Raw genomic sequence first — 19347 nt, forward strand, 5'->3', positions numbered from 1 at the left:
TACTAGAAGTCCTTGATGACGTTTTTATTTCAGTTTTTTGTCAGAAGAGTTACATATGAAAATCAGAAAAATGGCTGTAGTTACAATAACTTTAGCAACATTGGCTGCTTGTAGCTCGTCACCTTCGCCTTCTCAGCTTAGTCAAACCGCACAGAAACCCCTATCAAAGTCAGAACAATTGACTACAAACGCTTATATGAGCGTGTATGAACAGTGGAAAGGCGTGCCATACCATTTCGGTGGGACCTCATTTCGAGGTATAGATTGCTCTGCTTTTGTTCAAATCGCCGTGCAAAATGCGACTCAACAAGCTCTACCAAGAACCACAAAAGACCAGAGTAAAAAGGGAAAAGAAATTGCGTATGGGCAGGCAACAAGCGGTGACTTGGTGTTTTTCAAGACTTCGATGACGGTGCGACATGTAGGCGTTTATTTAGGAAACAACCAATTTCTACATGCCTCGACATCGAAAGGTGTCATTATTTCTAGGTTAGATAACCCTTACTGGGCATCCAAGTTTTGGCACTTTAGGCGTTTATAGCGGTTCGAAAGATAAACCGCTGAGCGAGGTAACTCTAGAAAGATACGACTTAAACGCCCGTTGTTATTATGCTGATTAATTACGACGATAAATGAGCAAACAAACCGTTAATCGTATTTAGCAACAGCAGTATCAAACAGGTTCTTCACTAACGCGATGTACTCATCGAGGAATACAATTTGTTCGTTAGTCGCTTTCTTAGCCCACACACCCGCTAATACTTCACCAAGATCCGCTACTACGGCATCTGCTTCTTTCAAAAGTTGAAAACGAACGCTCGAATGCAACTCTGGGTTTTGCTCGAAAATAGCCATGATGTTTGTTGAAATCATGTCGGTAACAATGTCTTCGACACTTTCGTTTCCAGTATCACCATTACTATTGGTAAACACATCAAGGTTGAATGATAGGTGCTCGATTAAAGCCAAATAGCCATCGGTTTCTACAACCACAATAATTCTCCGTTTTAAGCTCTAGAGCAGATTAATACGTACTTGCCTAATACTATGTAAATGAAGCTATTTGTCATCACTTTATTGCCCAAAACTACATTTAAATGATCCTAGTTAGTATTTCAGCTTAAAATTAAATCGATATAGCTTTATGTGGTATACCTGCCTACTTACGACATAAGTAAATTCACGCTAAAGAAGTGTAAGACAAACTTTGAAGCAAAGTATTGCGCCAGTTAACAATAGCCCTTTCAACTTACTCTAAAAGCTCATTTGATTTAGTCGCTAGACAATAACAAGCTCAAACATCTTTTCCAGTTTGTGGCGTTCAAAACCGTTTCGTTTGTGAGACCAGTTCCAAACTATTTCATCACGTCAGGTTTTCAATTTATGTTTGTATTTCAAAGAGCTTGAATCAGTTCGAGTTCACAATTCGGCCAATTGATTCTACGTAAGATGAAGAAGAGCTAAGAACATTGACGAGTGCGTCTATAAATTGTTCAGATTTATCCTAAACTATTGCTATTAAACAAACAGTATTTCTAACCTTCAATCTTTTTAACTTTCAGTCTTTGAGGATTTCCTATGTGGCAGGCCATTTCTCAACAACTTTCAGATACTCTTCTATTTAACTTTCAGATTACTGAACGTACCAAGGTTTCTGGTGGCGACATTAACGATTGCTATATGATCAGCGATGGTAATGAGCGTTACTTTGTGAAAGTGAATCAGCGAGAATTTTTACCTAAGTTTGAAATTGAAGCTGAGAACTTACGCTTGTTAAGAGAAACCTCCACTGTTTACGTTCCTGAGTTGGTGCTTATTGGCAAAACCAAAGAGTGCTCGTTCATTATTCTGAATTACTTGCCGACCAAACCGCTCGAGACGGGCAACAATAGCTTCGATTTCGGCGTTCAGCTTGCGCGGCTTCATCAATGGGGCGAGCAAAAAGAGTTTGGTTGCGACCAAGACAACTATATCGGCAGCACACTTCAACCCAACCCTTGGCATAAGAAATGGGGTCGCTTTTTCTCTGAGCAACGCATTGGTTTCCAACTGCAACTGCTCAAAGAGAAAGGCATCGAGTTTGGTGATATCGATGACATCGTTGATGTGGTGAATATGCGTCTTGCTGGCCACAACCCTCGCCCTTCTTTGCTTCATGGGGATCTTTGGAATGGCAATGTTGCTAACTCTGCGTTTGGCCCAATTTGCTACGACCCTGCTTGTTACTGGGGGGACCATGAGTGTGATTTGGCGTTAACTGAATTGTTTGAAGGTTTCCCTAAAGAGTTTTATGAAGGTTACCAGAGCGTCAATCCACTCGACGTTGGCTATACTGATCGGAAAGACATTTACAACTTGTACCATCTTCTTAACCACTGCAATCAATTTGGCGGCGAATATTTAGCACACACTGAAGCATGCATTCAGAAGATACAGGCCGTTTAATACCAATTACAGCTGTTTATAACCGAATACGATTGGTATCAGTTACAGTGAGGAGAATTTGCCATGCATAAATACACAGAGAAACATGTCTCCTGTCCGCATTGTGGGCACGGTATTAACATCACGCTTGATGCATCTAATGGTAGCCAAGACTTCTATGATGATTGTCCAGCGTGTTGCAATGCCATTCATTTGGATATGCAGGTTGACGAAGTAAGAGACAGAATCAACCTTTCGATTGATGCCGATGATGAACAAGTATTCTGACAATCAGTTTCTCGTTTAAACCATGATCAAAAAAGAGCACCTCACGTGCTCTTTTTTAATTTGGTCATCGGTGTGATTTTATTGCCACCGATTCAATGCGCTTAGTGGCTATTTCTGGTTCGCTAATACACGCTCGACAGTATCAACAATCGCTTGTGTTTGAGGATCAAACTCAATGTTTACTTGGTCGCCTACTTCACGGCCGCCAAACAGAGTACGATTCAGTGTTTCTGGGATCAGGTGAACAGAGAAACGGTTCTCTTCCACTTCACCAATCGTCAATGAACAACCATCAACGCCGATGTAACCCTTACTCAACACATACTTCATTGATTCTTGAGGCAGCTCAAACCAAAGCGTACGGTTGTTTTCTGTTTTAATCACATCGACTAGGTTAGCCATCAGAGTAATGTGGCCAGACATGCTATGCCCGCCAATTTCGTCACCAAACTTTGCTGCACGCTCAACATTCACTTTGTCACCAACATTCAGTTGGCCTAAGTTCGTCAATCGCAATGTCGCTTGCATTAAATCAAAAGCAATCTGGTTACCTGAAATTTCCGTTACCGTTAAGCAACAACCGTTATGAGCTACTGAAGCACCAATGGCTAATCCTTCAACCATTTCATCGCTTAGCTCAATGGTATGAGTTTGAAACGACTCTTTTTTGTTGATAGCAACCAGTGTTGCCATGCCTTGAACGATACCTGTAAACATAAGATTCCCATTTAGTATTCTAGTAACAGTTTTTCATAGCAGTTATTGTGACATTTCTTTATGATTCGTCCAGTGGAAGCTTAAGATCATTGTCTCTGATTCCTTCAGAATGTCCTTTCCTACACTATTATTCTAATTTTCCCTCTTATTTGGAGTTGTTTGTGCATCGTTACAAAGAAGAATCCTCGAATCTAATCAAACTTGCGACCCCAGTATTGATCGCATCCGTTGCACAAACTGGAATGGGTTTTGTTGATACCGTAATGGCCGGTGGCGTAAGTGCTATCGATATGGCGGCGGTTTCGATTGCAGCAAGTATCTGGCTACCATCAATCCTATTTGGTGTTGGTCTATTGATGGCGTTGGTTCCTGTCGTTGCACAACTGAATGGTTCTGGTCGACAAGTAAAAATTCCATTCGAAATTCAACAAGGCGCATTTTTAGCGCTCGTCATCTCCCTTCCAATCATTGGTGTGCTTTTTCAAACACAATTGATATTGGAGTGGATGGACATTGAACAGCTCATGGCGGAAAAGACCATCGGCTATATGAATGCGGTGATGTTTGCTGTACCCGCTTTCTTGTTGTTCCAAACATTGCGAAGTTTTACCGATGGTATGTCTTTAACCAAGCCTGCAATGGTGATTGGTTTTATTGGCTTGTTATTAAACATCCCGCTGAACTGGATGTTCGTATACGGAAAACTTGGTGCTCCTGCTCTGGGTGGTGTTGGCTGTGGCGTTGCAACGGCTATCGTATATTGGGTGATGTTTGCACTACTGTTCGCTTACGTTTTAACATCAAAGCGTTTGGCGAAAATCAACATCTTCGGTACGTTCCATAAACCGCAACTTAAAGCTCAAATTCGTCTGTTTAGACTTGGTTTCCCTGTGGCGGCCGCTATCTTCTTCGAGGTAACCTTGTTTGCGGTTGTTTCCTTGTTGGTTGCCCCACTTGGCTCGTTGATTGTTGCCGCGCACCAAGTCGCGATCAACTTCTCTTCGCTGGTCTTCATGATTCCAATGAGTATCGGTGCAGCCGTGAGTATTCGTGTTGGGCATAAGTTGGGCGAAAACAACACCGAAGGCGCTAAGATCGCGACACACGTAGGTATCATTGTTGGTTTAGTGACAGCCTTAATGACAGCGGCGTTAACTGTCCTGTTCAGAGAACAGGTTGCATTACTTTACACAGAGAACACTGCGGTAATTACCGTTGCAATGCAGTTGCTGTTGTTCGCGGCGGTTTATCAATGTACTGATGCCATCCAAGTTATCGCTGCAGGTGCTCTGCGTGGCTACAAAGACATGCGTTCAATCTTCAACATTACCTTCGTTGCTTACTGGTTGCTTGGCCTTCCTATCGGCTACATCTTAGGAATGAAAGATTGGATTGTTGACCCTATGGGTGCGCACGGCTTCTGGATTGGTTTCATTGTCGGTCTAACATCAGCAGCGATTATGCTAGGTATGCGCTTACACTGGATGCACAAGCAGGATGATGACGTACAGTTAGAATTTAGTTCTCGTTAGATTCGCACTCGCTTAGTCGGTCTATCTGATTTCGAACACAAAAAAGAGCTCTGATTTTCAGGGCTCTTTTTCGTTTAATGGTCAGGTAGATCGTATCTGCCTTAATATTCACTCTTCTCTCGAACAAAGCGCGCAAACTTGGGTTTTCCGTTTTGAGTAAAACCATTGTAACGAAAGGTAATACGGCTGCCGATCTCTGGCGGTGCGAGTCTCATTTGGTCACTGAACCCGCTGCCTATATAAAATTCCACACCCTCTTCTGTGTGAACCAAGATTGAACCCATCATCCCTTTATACTTCCCTGTCCCACCCTTGTAGCCAATAACTGTGGCTTCGGCATCATGATGCCTTTTCAGTTTTAACAAATCATTACTTCGGCCTGCTTGATAACGACTGGTGATTTTTCTAAGCATCAAACCTTCGCCATTACGCTCATCGACATTATCAAGTTGATGAAACAAAGCCTCTTCACTGTGAATTGGTACATGTTCTATGTAGCTGACATGAGATTCTCCAATCACGCTTACCCAATGCAAAATGTTGTAATAGCGCTTTTGATAATCTCCCGCAGCGCCTGGCATATCAAACAGCATGAAATCGATTTGGCGCCATGCTGTGTCACTCGGCGTATGATCGAGAACGGTAGATTGAACAAGGTGGAACTTGCCCCTTCCTGCCCACAACTCTCCTTCGAGATGGACCTTAGGCAAGTTTTCAGTAAACCACTTGGGTGAGTAAATGCGATTACCATTGCGTGTATAAAGATGTTGTCCGTCCCAAAGAGCCCGAATCCCATCAAGCTTTTCACTCTTCCAGTATTCAGAAACATCAATGCCTTGTTGGTATGTATTGGCCAGTACCAAATGGTCGGGAGGTAAATAGGATGAATGAGAAGAAAGCGAACACGCCCATAGAGTTGCTATCGCCAATTTAGTTAATCTCATCATCTGCTCCGTATTGATATCTGTAGTAGTCAACAAACGCCTTTAATCCTAAGCGTTCTGACACGTAGGTAGACAACCTTTGCTAGAAGATGCGATCCACTCATCAACCTTATCTAACCTTTTCATTTATTCATTAAATTAATGACCTATAACTCTCATATATTCCGCCGTTTTTAGTTCTCATATTGAGAAACGTCTTTTCTCAATTTGAGATAGGAATTCGTACTAAACATAAATTATTGAAAAATAACAACATAAAAGTTGGCACATTCAGTGCAATTGTCCATACATACTGAAAAGGAGATATCGCTATGGAACTACGTAAGATTGATTTAAACACAACGACACTGACACTTTCTATTTTCGGTGATCTGGATGCAGCAGGCAGTCGTGATGCACAAACCGACATCGATGATGTGATTTCTAACGATGGTCACCCTGAAATCGAAGTTGATTTTAGTCAGGTTGAGTTTTTAGATTCATCTGGTGTTGGCGCGATTGTTTATATGTTCAAACGTCTGACTGAACGCGAGCGCAACATGCGACTTGAAAATGTGACGGGTCAACCTCTTGAAATTATGAACTTGCTGCGTATTGGCCACGCTATCCCAGTAAATTCAAAAAATCCTGCAAATTCATGAAGACCCACTAAGCTAGAAGTAACAAAAAATAATAAGAAAAATTAGAAACATAGGACGTTGGCATGAAAATACTGAAAAACTACATAGCCCTTTCTCTGTCCGCTCTCGTTCTGGGTGGCTGTACTAGCTATCCTGAACAAGGCACAGGGGGTTTGGCTGAAAGTTACGATTCTATTAACTATCAAAACTCAGACTTCTCTCCTGTCATGCCAGACGAGCCTCTTGGTCCGGAACATGGATTACGCTTTGATTGGCAGCTCGCTAAATTGCACCTTGATGCTTTGATTCAAGAAGGTGCTCGTTGGTGTTTCCCCGCTGCTGTTGTTCAAGCAATCGAAAAGCAAAATCGTATTGCTCGCGAACTTCAAGGTGGTCTACTACTGGATGCAGCCAACGACTTAGTAATCCAAAGAAAACGCCTAAATGAACTTGAGGTCCAACTGGATTACGTAACTTCACAAGCCCGCTGTGAGCCACCACAAAATGAAAATCAATTTAGAATGCAACTGTCGGTTATTGAACAGTTGTATGACCTACTTAATGTTGACAACCAATTTGCGGAAAACTCGACTGAAGTAAATCCTAAGTATATGGGAAGACTGGCCGAGGCGACCACTTTACTTAAAGAACACAAATCCCTAGACCTTGTTGTTACCGGCCATGCTGATGCAACGGGTGCCGAAGAATACAACGACAAGTTAGCACTTGGACGAGCGAAACAAGTCGAACGCTACCTGACTATTTTTGGACTAGGCGCTCAACGAATCAAAGCCGTATCTGTTGGCGAAACCGTCCCTCTTTTTGAAGGCGAATCTGACGGCACACGTTTAACTAACCGCCGAGTAAGTATCGAAGTTATCTCGCCTAAGAATGCCGAGAAAATGGGAGGTGGAATATGAAATCCTTAATCGCTTTTATCATCACCCTGTCGTTGAGCTTTGCGAATGTTGTCAATGCTAACGACGAGTTTTCAGACGCGGTTCAAGTCGGTGACCTTATCCAAGTTAATGTACCCGGTGAAAGCACCTTAAACACGGGGTTCCAGGTGGATAAGCGTGGACGTATTACCCTTCCTGAAGTAGGCGCTGTGTTTGTTGCAGGTTACGACAGCGAACAGCTTAACAAAGTCGTTCTAGAGTCGCTGGCAACCGCTTATAAAGATCTTTCGAACGCTTCAGTGTATGTAAAAGAGCAGCAAATCATTATCTATGTGCAAGGTTATGTAGAACAGCCTGGCGAATACACTCTCGCATTAGGTTCTAGCATCCAAATGGCACTTTACGCTGCGGGTGGTTTACGCCCGGGCGCGCAACTGGACAAGCTTATTCTTAAGCGAGGCGCGGATAAGAAAGAGTTTAACTACAAACGATTCCTTGATTCAGGAGACGAGTCAACATTACCTACTCTTCAATCACTGGATTCACTATTCGTTCCAGCTTCTCCATTAGTCGGTAACATCGAGCAAGAGTTCGATGCAGCAAAGCTTGCTAACTCAGGTGACAGTGCTGATTCTCGTAACTCCATCAAAGTGTTTGGTGAGGTGAACGCGCCGGGTTCGTTCACTTACAAAGAGAACACCGACCTTGTCGACGTACTTATGCGTTCGGGCGGCGTAACTCGTTATGCCAGTGTTGAGCAAATCCGAGTGATTTCGAACAACACCCCAACGCTATTCAACCTAAAACGTTACTTAGATTCTGGTGACGAAAGTCTGCTTCCAATTTTACGCCCGGGTGCGACCATTTTCGTTCCCAAGCAAGAAGAAGAGATCAAATCCGGCGCCAACATGGTTTACGTAATGGGCGAAGTCGCAGCCCCTGGTGCTTTTGAAGGCAAAAGAGACGCGACCTTTATGGATATCTTGGCGAATGCGGGCGGCCCAACTCGATTTGCAGAGTCACGACAAATCCGTGTTATCAAAGCAGATGGCAGAGTGCTTAAATTCGATTTAGCGGCTTACACTGAAGGCTTACCTAACTCTAACCCTCCTAGCATCAAAGCTGGTGACGCGATTTTCGTTCCCGAGAAAACCGACATGAACGAGAAGTCTTGGTTGAAAATTACGCCAGACCGAGCGGTTAACGTGATTGGTGAGGTGAATCGACCTGGTCGTATTGAATGGTCAGATGAAATGAACTTCATGGGGCTATTGGCACACGTCGGCGGCCCTACGCTACGCGCAGACACATCAAAAATTGAAGTCGTGACTGGTAGAAAGTTGGTTGTGTTTAACCTTGATGATTTTATTCGAAATGGTGCGCCACGTGATCAAATGCCACAAATTCGAGCGGGTTCTATCGTGCGCGTTCACGACTTGCCACAAGATCCTTCAGACAATAAATCACAATGGGTTCGTCAAAGCTCTGATGCTTCGATCTACATCTTTGGACAAGTGAATGCGCCTGGTCGTTACCGCTTCACCAAAGACATGCACTTCCTTGATATCTTGTCAGCGGCTGATGGCCCAACAAAGGATGCCGACATCCACAATGTTCGAGTAACGCATCGTGACAAAACCTATTCGCAAGTAAGCAAACTTAACTTATCACTGTACTTCGAAACCGGTGACGAATCGTTACTGCCAAACGTAACCACTGGCGACACGATTTACATCCCAGAGAAAGGCAAAAACTGGTTAGATACACCGAAAGAAGAAACCGTTCGTGTGCTTGGTGCGATTAACAACCCAGGGCGTTATGTATTCAACGACAACATGACCATTCTAGATATTCTGGCAGAAGCTGCAGGCCCTACCGACAATGCTTACGTAGAGAAAATTACCATCGTCAATATGTCTTGTTGCCAAGGTCAGGCTCGTACTTTTGACCTTGTTGAATTCAGCAAAACGGCGAACATTTACAACCTGCCGGTGCTGCGCGCCGGTGACACGATTTACATTCCAGACCGTCGCGAAAGTTTTATTGAGAAAGCACGAGTCGGACTTGATGACATACTGCGTATCACCACGACCATCGTATTAATAGGAGCTTTATAATGACTATTTCAGCGACCCATGCCGAAGTCGAGCAACTGTATTTAGCTTCTGAACTTAACGGCCAAAAATCAATATGCGTCACCGCCTGCCATTCAGGTGACGGCGTAACATCTATTGCAACCGCATTAGCCGAGCGTTTTCTTCTTGCGGGTCATTCTACGCTTTATGTTGATCTCAACTTATTCAACCCTGCTTTCAAAGATTTGAATATGCTAGAAGATAATCAGCAAGGTCAATTGATTGAACATGTTGAATCTCAGCGTACATTTATCGGTGTCCCTGCTCCACAAGTTGCTTCAACGCAATTGGCTTATAAAGATCCGACAACGTTACAAAAAGTGGTCAACAAATGGTTAGAGAAATACGACAGAGTCATCATTGATACCTCACCGCTTCTCAACATAAACAAAGGAAACATTCCGGCGCAGTCTGTGGCGAGTGCTTGTGAAAGCACACTAATGGTTGTCGCTTATGGTGAAACGTCGAGTCACCACCTAGAACAAGCGAAAAAGCTGCTTGATGCACAAAGTATCAATCTAATGGGCTGCGTGATGAACATGAAACAAAAACCTAGCTTTGCACAAGAGTTGGTCAGACAAATCAATCGAATGAAATTCATCCCCGCTAAGTTTCGCGATAGCTTGGCAAACAAGCTGTATCAAAATGAGTTTTTGAACCTTCCGATGTAACTTTCTTTTGCTACTTTCTGGCTGTCATTAAACCATGACAGCCACCTATCTTATTAGACTTCAAGCTCCAACAGTTCTGAATAAATAAAAACCAAATTGAGTGTTTTTGGCGAAAATATGACTAAAAATACGATTTTAAAAACTATTCAACGCATTTCACGCACGCAAGTTGTGGTCTTACCACCTTTAAACTCATCCAAAAATCAACAGCCCCACGCCTAACTTTAGCGGTAATGTGACACAGACGGTTAAAGTGCCATGTAAATCGAATCAAAGATGGAATTCGTACGATTATTCCCTAAGATTATAAATAGAGGTGGTTTTTGACGAATTTGTAATAGTTTGACAAAGTTATCCGATGGCTGTTGAAACACAGTGGATGAATTGGCAAATCACACTTCACTGACTTTGCACGTTTATCTATTCAAACTTCACCCATCCCTCCTTCTGCTCAAATGGTTCAAATACACGGAAAGGATCACCATCGAGCAATTTAGATAATCAATTTACCTTGGTTACCTTAGTTGTATTATTAAAGAGAAAGGAAACTCAATATGAAATACAAGTTAAGCTCCGTATTTTTGTTAGTAGCAGCAGCCAGCGGTAATGCTAACGCTGGAGAATGTGGCAGCGTAACAATCGCAGATATGAACTGGAACTCTGCAACACTGATCGCCAATATCGACCAATTCATCCTTGAACATGGTTATGGGTGTGATGCTGAACTTATCCCTGGCGACACTATGCCAACAGGCACGTCTATGATCGAAAAAGGCCAGCCTGATGTTGCACCTGAACTTTGGAGCAACAGCTTAAAAGACGCATTAGATAAAGGTGTTGAAGAAAAACGTCTTCGCTACGCAGGTAAAGCACTTGTGAACGGCGGCGAAGAAGGCTTTTGGGTTCCAGCTTACCTAGTAAAACAGTACCCTGAAATGGCAACCATCGAAGGCGTACGCAAAAACGCAAGCTTATTCAAACACCCTGAAGACCCAGATACATCTGCATTCTACAGCTGCCCTGCAGGCTGGAACTGTCAGATCAGCGCCGGAAACTTGTTTAATGCTCTTGAGCTAGAAAACAGCGGTTTCACGATTGTTGATCCAGGCTCGAGTGCCGGCTTATCTGGCTCTATCGCAAAAGCTTATGAACGTGAAGAAGCTTGGTTTGGTTACTACTGGGCACCGACCGCTGTTCTAGGTAAATACGACATGGTTAAAGTCGACTTTGGCAGTGGCGTTAATGAGGAAGAGTTCCTTAACTGTACCACCAAAGAAGATTGTGAATCGCCAAAAGCGACCATGTACCCGCCTTCACCTGTTCACACGATTACCACTGAAAGTTTTGCGTCACGTGCTCCTGAAGCGTACGACTACTTTACTAAACGTGGTTTCACAAACGACAAAATGAACTCGCTACTTGCTTGGATGGAAGACAACCAAGCTGATGGCGAAGAAGCGAGTCTGCATTTCTTAAGTGAATTCCCAGAAGTATGGCACCCATGGGTTTCTGAAGAAGTGGCTAAGAAAGTTGAAGCAGAGCTGTAAGAGCTTGATTTAATAACAAGTAATTACGCTTCAACAATAAAACAGAAATAACGTCGCTATACTTGATGTTATTCATGATTCGGAGCCCTTTTCATTAGCGATTTTCTTATCGCATGGACAAGTGGCTCCGAACTATAAGGATATAAAATGGCTGACAGCAATTGGTTATCAAGCTTTCCAGAGATGGAACGCGGTGATTTACGAACCATAAAAAAGACGCTAGATGGCGCATACCGTGAATTTTCCCGTGAATACGGCGAAATGATTGAATCTCTCTTTGACCCTCTTCTTTCATTCCTCGTTTGGTTTGAAAAACTCCTTATCTCAACACCTTGGATTATAGTCCTGGCTGTGTGTACCAGCCTTGTCTACGCAGCAAGCCGTTCTTGGAAACTGGCTCTAGGCTGTGTTGCTTCTCTACTTCTCATTGGTTACTTTGGAATGTGGGAAGACACCATGCGGACGCTCAGTATCATCACTGTATGTACCTTGGTTTCAATATTCTTGGGCATTCCGATTGGTATTGCGATGGCTCGTTCAAATCGAGCTCAGTCAATTGTTACGCCGATGCTCGATATCATGCAAACCATGCCTGCGTTCGTTTATTTGATTCCAGTGGTAATGCTACTGGGCATCGGTAAGATTCCAGGGCTAATCGCCGTGGTTATCTACGCGATTCCACCTGTAATTCGTCTAACTAACCTAGGCATACGCTTAGTTGATAAAGAAGTCCTTGAAGCCGCTACCGCTTTCGGTGCGAGCAAAAAGCAACGCTTATGGGGTGTTCAACTTCCTCTAGCAATGCCAACGATCATGGCGGGTATTAACCAAACCATCATGATGGCGCTGTCTATGGTTGTTATCGCATCCATGATTGGTGTGAAAGGCCTAGGACAACCGGTTCTCAAATCGATTACTAACCAGTACTTCACATTAGGCTTGATGAATGGTTTCGCCATCGTTGCCCTCGCAATCCTTTTTGACCGCGCTTCTCAGGCGTACGCAAGAAGAACTAATGCGCATTTAGGAGGATTCAAGCATGACTAAACCATTGATTGAAATTAGTGGTCTGTACAAGGTGTTTGGACCGAAACCAATGTCTGTTATGAACCGAGTTCAAAACGGCGAACACAAAGATCAGATTCTTGCGGATACGGGTCATACCGTTGGTTTAAAAGAGATCAACCTTGAGATTAACCGTGGTGAAATCTTCGTTATCATGGGGCTTTCTGGCTCGGGTAAATCGACGCTGATTCGCCACTTCAACCGTTTGATTGACCCGACTCAAGGTAAAATCATGGTTGAAGGCATTGATGTGATGAGCCTCAACACTAAACAGCTAGAAGAGTTCCGTCGTCATAAAATGTCGATGGTATTCCAACGCTTTGGCTTAATGCCTCATCGCACTGTGGTTGAAAACGTTGCGTACGGGTTGGAAGTACAAGGCATCAAAAAAGAAGACCGTTTAGCGAAAGCCAACGAATGGTTAGAAACGGTGGGCTTAAAAGGTTACGGCAAGCAATACCCTGCGCAACTTTCAGGTGGTCAGCAACAACGTGTTGGCCTTTCTCGCGCTCTGTGTACTAACGCTGAAATCTTGTTAATGGATGAAGCCTTTTCGGCACTCGACCCTTTGATTCGAAGTGAAATGCAAGATCAGCTTATCGAACTTCAAGAGAAGCTTCATAAGACGATTGTTTTCATCACTCATGATCTGGACGAAGCACTCCGCCTAGGCGATAGAATCGCAATTTTGAAAGACGGCGAGTTAGTACAACAAGGCACACCACATGAGATTCTGCTAAATCCAGCCGATGATTACGTGGAAGCGTTCGTGAAAGACGTAAACCGTGCTCGTGCACTGACCGTTGAAACCGTTATGCAGCCTCCTCTGTATCGAATCACATCAGAAACGATTGAAGGTGCTCTGGCACAGATGAAGATGCTGAAAAACGATTACGCTTATCACGTAACGGATGACGGCTATCAAGGCCTAGTCACACAAGAGAGCCTACAAGACGCAGTTGAAGATTCATCGGTACATGATTTTAGTGATGAGATATACGAAGAAGTCCCTGCCATCTTACCAGATGCGGTGATTGAAGAAGTGCTACCGGACACTATGTCTTGTGACTACTCTCTTCCAGTTGTTGATGAAGACGGTAATCTAAAAGGTGAACTCGAGAGAAGCGCTGTTGCTGATATCTTCTCAGAAAGTAGCGAGGAAGAAGTAGAAGCCGACCCAAAGCCAAAGATTGATAAAGCTTCGTAGTCCTACTTTTCGTGATTTAAAGCACGGCTGTTTAAATTATCATTGTTTGGGTTATCGTTATTTGAGTTATTGCTATTTAGATTAGCCTAAACTACATAAACCGCTCTAAGACCACTGTTGTTATTTCACTGCAGTGGTCTTTTTTATTTGTATCGGGCTCGTTTTCTTCTGAGATCTACCCGCACCTTAGGCTTTATAGGCACCTAAGTTTATATTTCATAAGAGAAAACAAAATAAAATCAGTCCGTTAGGTTTGTCACAAACCCAATAGCAAGATGAGTGAGATGCCAATTAAATGCTCTATTTGTACGGCAACCAGTTGAAATTATTCTAGAAAATGACTAAAACTTAATAGTATTAACAGATATTAAGCTCAATAAAAGGACTTAGTTTGATGAATTCTACTTTAGCGTCAGACGCAGCTACAAATCTAAACTCACAACAAGTGAGCAAGCTTGTCGATGAAAGCGTTCTGGAGCAAATGATTCGCGATACAAGTGCGGACATTATCCCTATCTTGATCGACCATTATGTCGAAGAATCACAAACACGCTTGGTCGCCATAAAAGAGGCTGTCACGCAGAAAGACGCTCAAACACTTGAGTTCGAGGTCCACACACTCGGCAGCACAGCGCTTTCGTTAGGTAATCGCCCTTTGGGTGAATTAGCTCGAGCTTTAGAAAAGCTATGTTTAGAACAGAGTCATGATGCGGCATTTCGACAAGTTGATGAATTACTAGAGCTCGCAGAGCGTTCAATAAAAGCCTTGCTTGAAAGGAAAGAGGCAGGCTTCAGCTAGCTTTGCATGTTCATTATCGGTATCAGATTAAAAACTCAAAACAGTCGTTATTAATATAGTCGCCATAAGATGGGCTCCATCATGAACAGCAATGCGAGAAGTTATACAGGCCGCTTCTTAAAAGATTGCATGTGGTAGATAACAAATACACAAGACTCGTATTGATGGTTGCATATCACTATGTTATTGATTGGTTAGGATAAAGTTTCAAAAGGAATACACAATGCGCCCTAAGGTATTGTTAGTTGAAGACTCCACCTCACTCGCCGTACTCTACAAGCAGTACGTAAAAGACGAGCCCTATGATATTTTCCACGTCGAAACCGGCGCGGAAGCTAAGACCTTCATTGAAAGGCACTCTCCACAGCTTGTGATTCTCGACCTTAAGCTTCCTGACATGCCAGGCGAAGAAGTCTTAGATTGGATTACTGCTAACGAAATACCGACCGCTGTCATCATCGCGACAGCGCATGGTTCAGTAAACATCGCGGTAGACCTTATCCAACGCGGTGCAGAAGACTTCTTAGAGAAACCCATTCAAGCCGATCGACTCAAGACCTCTGTTAGCTTGCATCTAAAAAGAGCGAAACTCGAAAACCTCGTCGATAACATGCAAAGCAAATTCGATCGTGATCGTTTTCATAATTTCATTGGCTCTTGCCTACCCATGCAGGCGGTTTACAAGATCATTGATTCGGTAGCACCAACCACTGCCAGCGTGTTTATTAACGGCGAAAGTGGTACAGGTAAAGAAGTGTGTGCGGAAGCGATTCACCAAGAGAGTCAGCGTAATGGTAAACCCTTCGTGGCCATTAACTGCGGCGCTATCCCTCGAGACCTAATGGAGAGTGAAATCTTCGGTCACGTTAAAGGTGCGTTTACCGGTGCGACAACCGACCGGAAAGGTGCAGCAATGCAAGCGCATGGCGGTACCCTATTTCTCGATGAGCTTTGTGAAATGGAACTGGAGATGCAGAAGAAGCTCCTCAGATTTTTGCAAACTGGTACGTTTACTCCACTCGGTGGCAACCGCGAGATTAAAGTGGATGTCAGAATTATCTGTGCGACCAACCGCGATCCACTGGTTGAAGTAGAAGAAGGACGTTTTAGAGAAGACCTTTACTATCGTGTTCACGTTGTGCCTATCGAGATGCCACCGCTTCGCGAGCGAGGGAGTGACATTGTCACTCTTTGCAATCATTTCTTGAAACTGTACGCGAAGCAAGACAAGAAGAAGTTCAAATCAATAGACAAAGAAACGCAGAATCTACTTAAACGTTATGCGTGGCCAGGCAATGTGCGTCAGTTGCAAAACATCATCCGTAACATCGTGGTGTTGAACAATGAAACGAGCGTGACTAAAGACATGTTGCCGCCTCCGATTAATAAAGTAGATGCCGCTCCATCATCTAAATCAGTGACACCAATTCGAGTAACTGCGCCTCAACCTGCAGTTGTTGAAGCACCAGAAGCTAAGTTGCCACCGATTACTCCGGAAGAGTTGGAACAATCGTCAGTTGCTCAAGCTCACAATGAGCCGATGACGCCTGCATTTACCACAAGCGAAGGTGCTATTCGTCCAATGTGGCAAATAGAACGTGAAGCCATTCAACATGCCATCAATCATTGCGATGGGAATGTGTTAAACGCTGCTGTGCTGTTAGAACTTAGCCCTTCTACTGTTTATCGTAAGAAACAGGCTTGGGAATCGGAAGATGAGTACAATCAAGCCTAACCAAGGTGTACTCGACATAAACCTTCATGAGATTTGGCTGTTGATCGACAGCCAAACTTTTGGAGGTATAGAAACGCATGTTTTAGAATTAGCACAAGGCCTGATATCTGAAAGTGCTCAGTATTCAGAGGCTGTTCGTATCGTTCTTTTGACTAAGTTTAATCCTGAAGCGATCATCGTTGAAAAGTTGAATGCGCTAAACATCCCTTTTAGTTACCTCTCCGATTTAGCCTCATGTTCTGTAGATTCAAATGGCAATAGCGCGACACAGCTGAAACGTGCAGTTCAACATTATCAACCAAGGCTTATCCATGCTCATGGTTACAAAGCCAGTTTGGTCAGCAAGTTAATCAAGCTTCCGCCTCGTTTCAACAACACAAAGCAAATCACCACTTATCATGCAGGTGAAACCCCAACAGGCAAAGTATGGCTTTATGACTGGCTCGACCGTTACAGCAGCTTTCTTTCTGATCAGTCGCTCGTGGTCAGTGAAAAGATTAAAGCGAAAGTGCCGAGTCAAACCCATCAATTGAATAACTTTGTTAAAATGCCAAGCGGGTTAACAAGCTCCCCTTCATCAAGCCCATTCCATGTTGGTTTTGTGGGGCGATTGAGCCATGAAAAAGCGCCTGATCGATTTGTTGCATTAGCCAAACAGTTTCCTGATGTTCGGTTTGAGCTTTTTGGTGACGGGCCAGAAATGGACATCTTAGTTAAATCGCAGCCTGATAATGTGACCTTTCATGGGCATCAGACCAATATGGACGACGTCTGGAGCCAAATCGATCTGTTAATCATCCCTTCTCGCTTTGAAGGCTTACCTATGGCGGCATTAGAAGCCATGATTCGTGGCATTCCCGTTCTCGCCACCTCAGTTGGTAACTTGCCTCAACTCATCGAGCATCAAGTTAACGGCTACCTTGCAAATTCAGAAGCTGAGCTAGAACAGTTTTTATCTTTGTGGATGTCATTGACGAACGAGCAGCGTGACTCTCTCAAGAGTCACGCGATAGAAACCGTGAAAAACCAATACTCTCCACAAGCCGTTGTCCCGCAGTTGTTGGAAATCTATCAACTCGACCGTTAATTCTAGCCTTAGTCGATAACTGGTTATTTGGGCTTGATGATTTAAGTACTTTAGTCAGTTTTATACTGATTCTCAAAATGACAAAACTCACCTCAAGGCTACGCCCTCACTTAATAATCCAACATTAAATCAGTAAGTTAAAAAAATGCATAACTGGCACTCACTTTGCAATCTTTAACATCAGGCGTAACTACGTCTAAAAAGATTGCGAGCCGAGTCCTAAAGAGTTTATTTGCCAATAGAGGTCACAATGGTCAACCCTGAAGCCAATAGATTGCCAGTCATCATCACGATCAGCACCTTGTGTGTTGGGCTTGGTGTTGTTTGGTACTTTGTGCCTCATCCTGCTGTCATTGTGGCGCTCGCTCTTGTGCCATTAGCCGGGTTATTCGTGTTAAACAAGACATTCTGGTTAGTTCTATTGTTCGTTGTCTTTTCATTTTTCCGAATTCACGAAGCCGTACCTCAGCTCTATTCGTTAAAATTACCGCTGATGCTTTCACTAGGAGCACTGTCAGCTTTGCTCTGGCATGCATTAATTAGTAAAGAGCTTAAAATCTTCTGGCACCCTTGTTTAAATTGGCTCGCCATATTTTGGGTATTGGTTTTCATTGGTATTATCTTCGCGTCCAACAGGCCAATAGCACTAGCAGAATTCAAGGGCGTTTATTGGAAAATTATCGTGATGACGCTTGCGATTACTTGGCTAGTAAACACCACTGAAAATCTCGCAAAAACCGCGATGACGATTATCTACGCTGGCGCTTTAGTCAGCTCTATTGCCGTGTACAACTCAGTAAATGGTATTGGGCTTGTCGAGGGCTCACGCGTGACTATTGGCCGCGATTTTGGCTCTATGTTAGGTGACCCGAACGACCTAGCACTGGTACTGATGTTCCCACTCGCCTTTACAATAAGCCAAGCCACCACGACTGGCATCTCACGACCCAAACGTTTAATCAGTGCCTTAGTTTGTCTGTTACTGCTCGCCGCCATTATTGCCACTCAAAGCCGTGGCGGATTACTGGGTTGTATTGCGGTGATTGGTATTTTTGCGTGGAAGCTAGTGCGCTCTAAAGTCCTCTTAATCTCCGTAGGAACTGTCGCGGCCGTCGTGCTCTACTTGGTTGCTGGGATCTCAGACAGGTCTTCTGGTGGTGCAGCTGAACAAGGCATCGATGAATCTGCAATGGGGCGAATCTATGCTTGGGAAGCGGCAGTAAAAATGGCAGTTGAGAACCCACTGACCGGCGTAGGGTTGAACAACTTCTTCTCGAACTACTTCTTTTATAGTTCGCACTGGGACGGACTTAATCACGCCGTTCACAGTACTTGGTTTGGTGTATTAGCAGAAACAGGCTTTATTGGTCTGATCATTTTTGTCTGCCTTATCGTTTCTTTGATCAAAACCTCTCGTTCTACGCTAACGAGGTTAAAAAACTCGGCCACAGAAATCGCCCCCGAACTCAATGCGGTCGCCTATGCGATCTATGCAGGTCTGATTGGAACAATCGTGTCGGGTACATTTTTGACTCAAGGCTTCAACTGGCCGATTTATATCCTCGCAGCACTCACAGTTTGCGTCTCAAATGTATCTCAAACTGCCTGTCAAAATGAGAAAACCTAAAAGACACATTTTAACCTATTGAAAATATTATATTTATTAGATGGCACAAT

18 protein-coding genes are annotated in these 19347 nt (G+C 43.7%); 15 read left to right on the forward strand and 3 right to left on the reverse strand.

The window, feature by feature from the left end:
* The first annotated feature begins 55 nt into the window (after positions 1-55).
* The gene (locus AB4507_RS05170; protein WP_017059602.1) at positions 56-541 is read left to right on the forward strand and encodes a C40 family peptidase; all 486 of its coding nucleotides are present in this window, start codon (positions 56-58) and stop codon (positions 539-541) included.
* 107 nt (positions 542-648) lie between these two features.
* On the opposite strand, the gene AB4507_RS05175 is transcribed toward AB4507_RS05170, so the two are convergent.
* Positions 649-993 carry a DUF3802 family protein gene (locus AB4507_RS05175; RefSeq protein WP_010440912.1) on the reverse strand — a complete coding sequence of 115 codons (345 nt, stop codon included), beginning with the start codon at positions 991-993 and terminating at the stop codon, positions 649-651.
* A 585-nt stretch (positions 994-1578) separates the two neighbouring features.
* On the opposite strand from AB4507_RS05175, the gene AB4507_RS05180 reads away from it, so the two are divergent.
* On the forward strand, positions 1579-2445 hold the full coding sequence (locus AB4507_RS05180; protein ID WP_017059601.1) for a fructosamine kinase family protein: 867 nt from the start codon (positions 1579-1581) through the stop codon (positions 2443-2445).
* Between the two features lie 63 nt (positions 2446-2508).
* Positions 2509-2712 (forward strand): CPXCG motif-containing cysteine-rich protein, encoded by a 204-nt coding sequence (locus AB4507_RS05185; protein ID WP_017059600.1) that lies wholly within the window; start codon positions 2509-2511, stop codon positions 2710-2712.
* A gap of 108 nt (positions 2713-2820) precedes the next feature.
* Here AB4507_RS05185 and AB4507_RS05190 read toward each other — a convergent pair whose 3' ends face one another.
* A complete protein-coding gene (locus tag AB4507_RS05190) occupies positions 2821-3429 on the reverse strand; it encodes a riboflavin synthase (RefSeq protein WP_017065861.1) in 609 nt (202 codons plus the stop codon).
* 161 nt (positions 3430-3590) lie between these two features.
* On the opposite strand from AB4507_RS05190, the gene AB4507_RS05195 reads away from it, so the two are divergent.
* Entirely contained in the window at positions 3591-4961 is a 1371-nt protein-coding gene (locus AB4507_RS05195) for an MATE family efflux transporter (RefSeq protein WP_017059598.1), read from the forward strand.
* A gap of 101 nt (positions 4962-5062) precedes the next feature.
* Here AB4507_RS05195 and AB4507_RS05200 read toward each other — a convergent pair whose 3' ends face one another.
* Positions 5063-5905, reverse strand: coding sequence for a DNA ligase (locus AB4507_RS05200; protein WP_065584423.1), 843 nt, complete (start codon positions 5903-5905; stop codon positions 5063-5065).
* A gap of 311 nt (positions 5906-6216) precedes the next feature.
* Between AB4507_RS05200 and AB4507_RS05205 the strand changes: the two genes are divergently transcribed.
* The 11 genes from AB4507_RS05205 (at position 6217) to AB4507_RS05255 (ending at position 19297) form a co-directional block, all read left to right on the forward strand.
* Entirely contained in the window at positions 6217-6546 is a 330-nt protein-coding gene (locus tag AB4507_RS05205; protein WP_050621341.1) for an STAS domain-containing protein, read from the forward strand.
* Between the two features lie 62 nt (positions 6547-6608).
* Entirely contained in the window at positions 6609-7445 is an 837-nt protein-coding gene (locus AB4507_RS05210) for an OmpA family protein (protein WP_102320212.1), read from the forward strand.
* Positions 7442-9541 (forward strand): SLBB domain-containing protein, encoded by a 2100-nt coding sequence (locus tag AB4507_RS05215; RefSeq protein WP_102320213.1) that lies wholly within the window; start codon positions 7442-7444, stop codon positions 9539-9541. Before AB4507_RS05210 ends, AB4507_RS05215 begins: the two co-directional genes overlap by 4 nt.
* Entirely contained in the window at positions 9541-10230 is a 690-nt protein-coding gene (locus AB4507_RS05220; protein ID WP_065677467.1) for a tyrosine-protein kinase family protein, read from the forward strand. The genes AB4507_RS05215 and AB4507_RS05220 overlap by 1 nt, the downstream gene beginning before the upstream one ends.
* Before the next feature lie 554 nt (positions 10231-10784).
* Entirely contained in the window at positions 10785-11777 is a 993-nt protein-coding gene (locus tag AB4507_RS05225; RefSeq protein ID WP_017063893.1) for an ABC transporter substrate-binding protein, read from the forward strand.
* Between the two features lie 147 nt (positions 11778-11924).
* Positions 11925-12824 (forward strand): proline/glycine betaine ABC transporter permease, encoded by a 900-nt coding sequence (locus tag AB4507_RS05230; protein ID WP_017059591.1) that lies wholly within the window; start codon positions 11925-11927, stop codon positions 12822-12824.
* Positions 12817-14049 (forward strand): glycine betaine/L-proline ABC transporter ATP-binding protein, encoded by a 1233-nt coding sequence (locus AB4507_RS05235; RefSeq protein WP_017059590.1) that lies wholly within the window; start codon positions 12817-12819, stop codon positions 14047-14049. The genes AB4507_RS05230 and AB4507_RS05235 overlap by 8 nt, the downstream gene beginning before the upstream one ends.
* 394 nt (positions 14050-14443) lie before the next feature.
* Positions 14444-14848 (forward strand): Hpt domain-containing protein, encoded by a 405-nt coding sequence (locus AB4507_RS05240; RefSeq protein ID WP_017066737.1) that lies wholly within the window; start codon positions 14444-14446, stop codon positions 14846-14848.
* Positions 14849-15071: 223 nt separating this feature from the next.
* Positions 15072-16583, forward strand: a complete 1512-nt coding sequence (locus AB4507_RS05245) for a sigma-54 dependent transcriptional regulator (protein ID WP_136978470.1) — start codon at positions 15072-15074, stop codon at positions 16581-16583.
* Positions 16564-17670: a glycosyltransferase family 4 protein gene (locus AB4507_RS05250; protein WP_372182333.1), complete on the forward strand. Its 1107-nt coding sequence runs from the start codon at positions 16564-16566 to the stop codon at positions 17668-17670. Before AB4507_RS05245 ends, AB4507_RS05250 begins: the two co-directional genes overlap by 20 nt.
* 250 nt (positions 17671-17920) lie before the next feature.
* A complete protein-coding gene (locus AB4507_RS05255; protein WP_372182335.1) occupies positions 17921-19297 on the forward strand; it encodes an O-antigen ligase family protein in 1377 nt (458 codons plus the stop codon).
* The last annotated feature ends 50 nt before the right edge of the window (positions 19298-19347 follow it).

Source organism: Vibrio sp. 10N.222.54.A3 (assembly GCF_041474095.1).
GTDB lineage: Bacteria > Pseudomonadota > Gammaproteobacteria > Enterobacterales > Vibrionaceae > Vibrio > Vibrio crassostreae_C.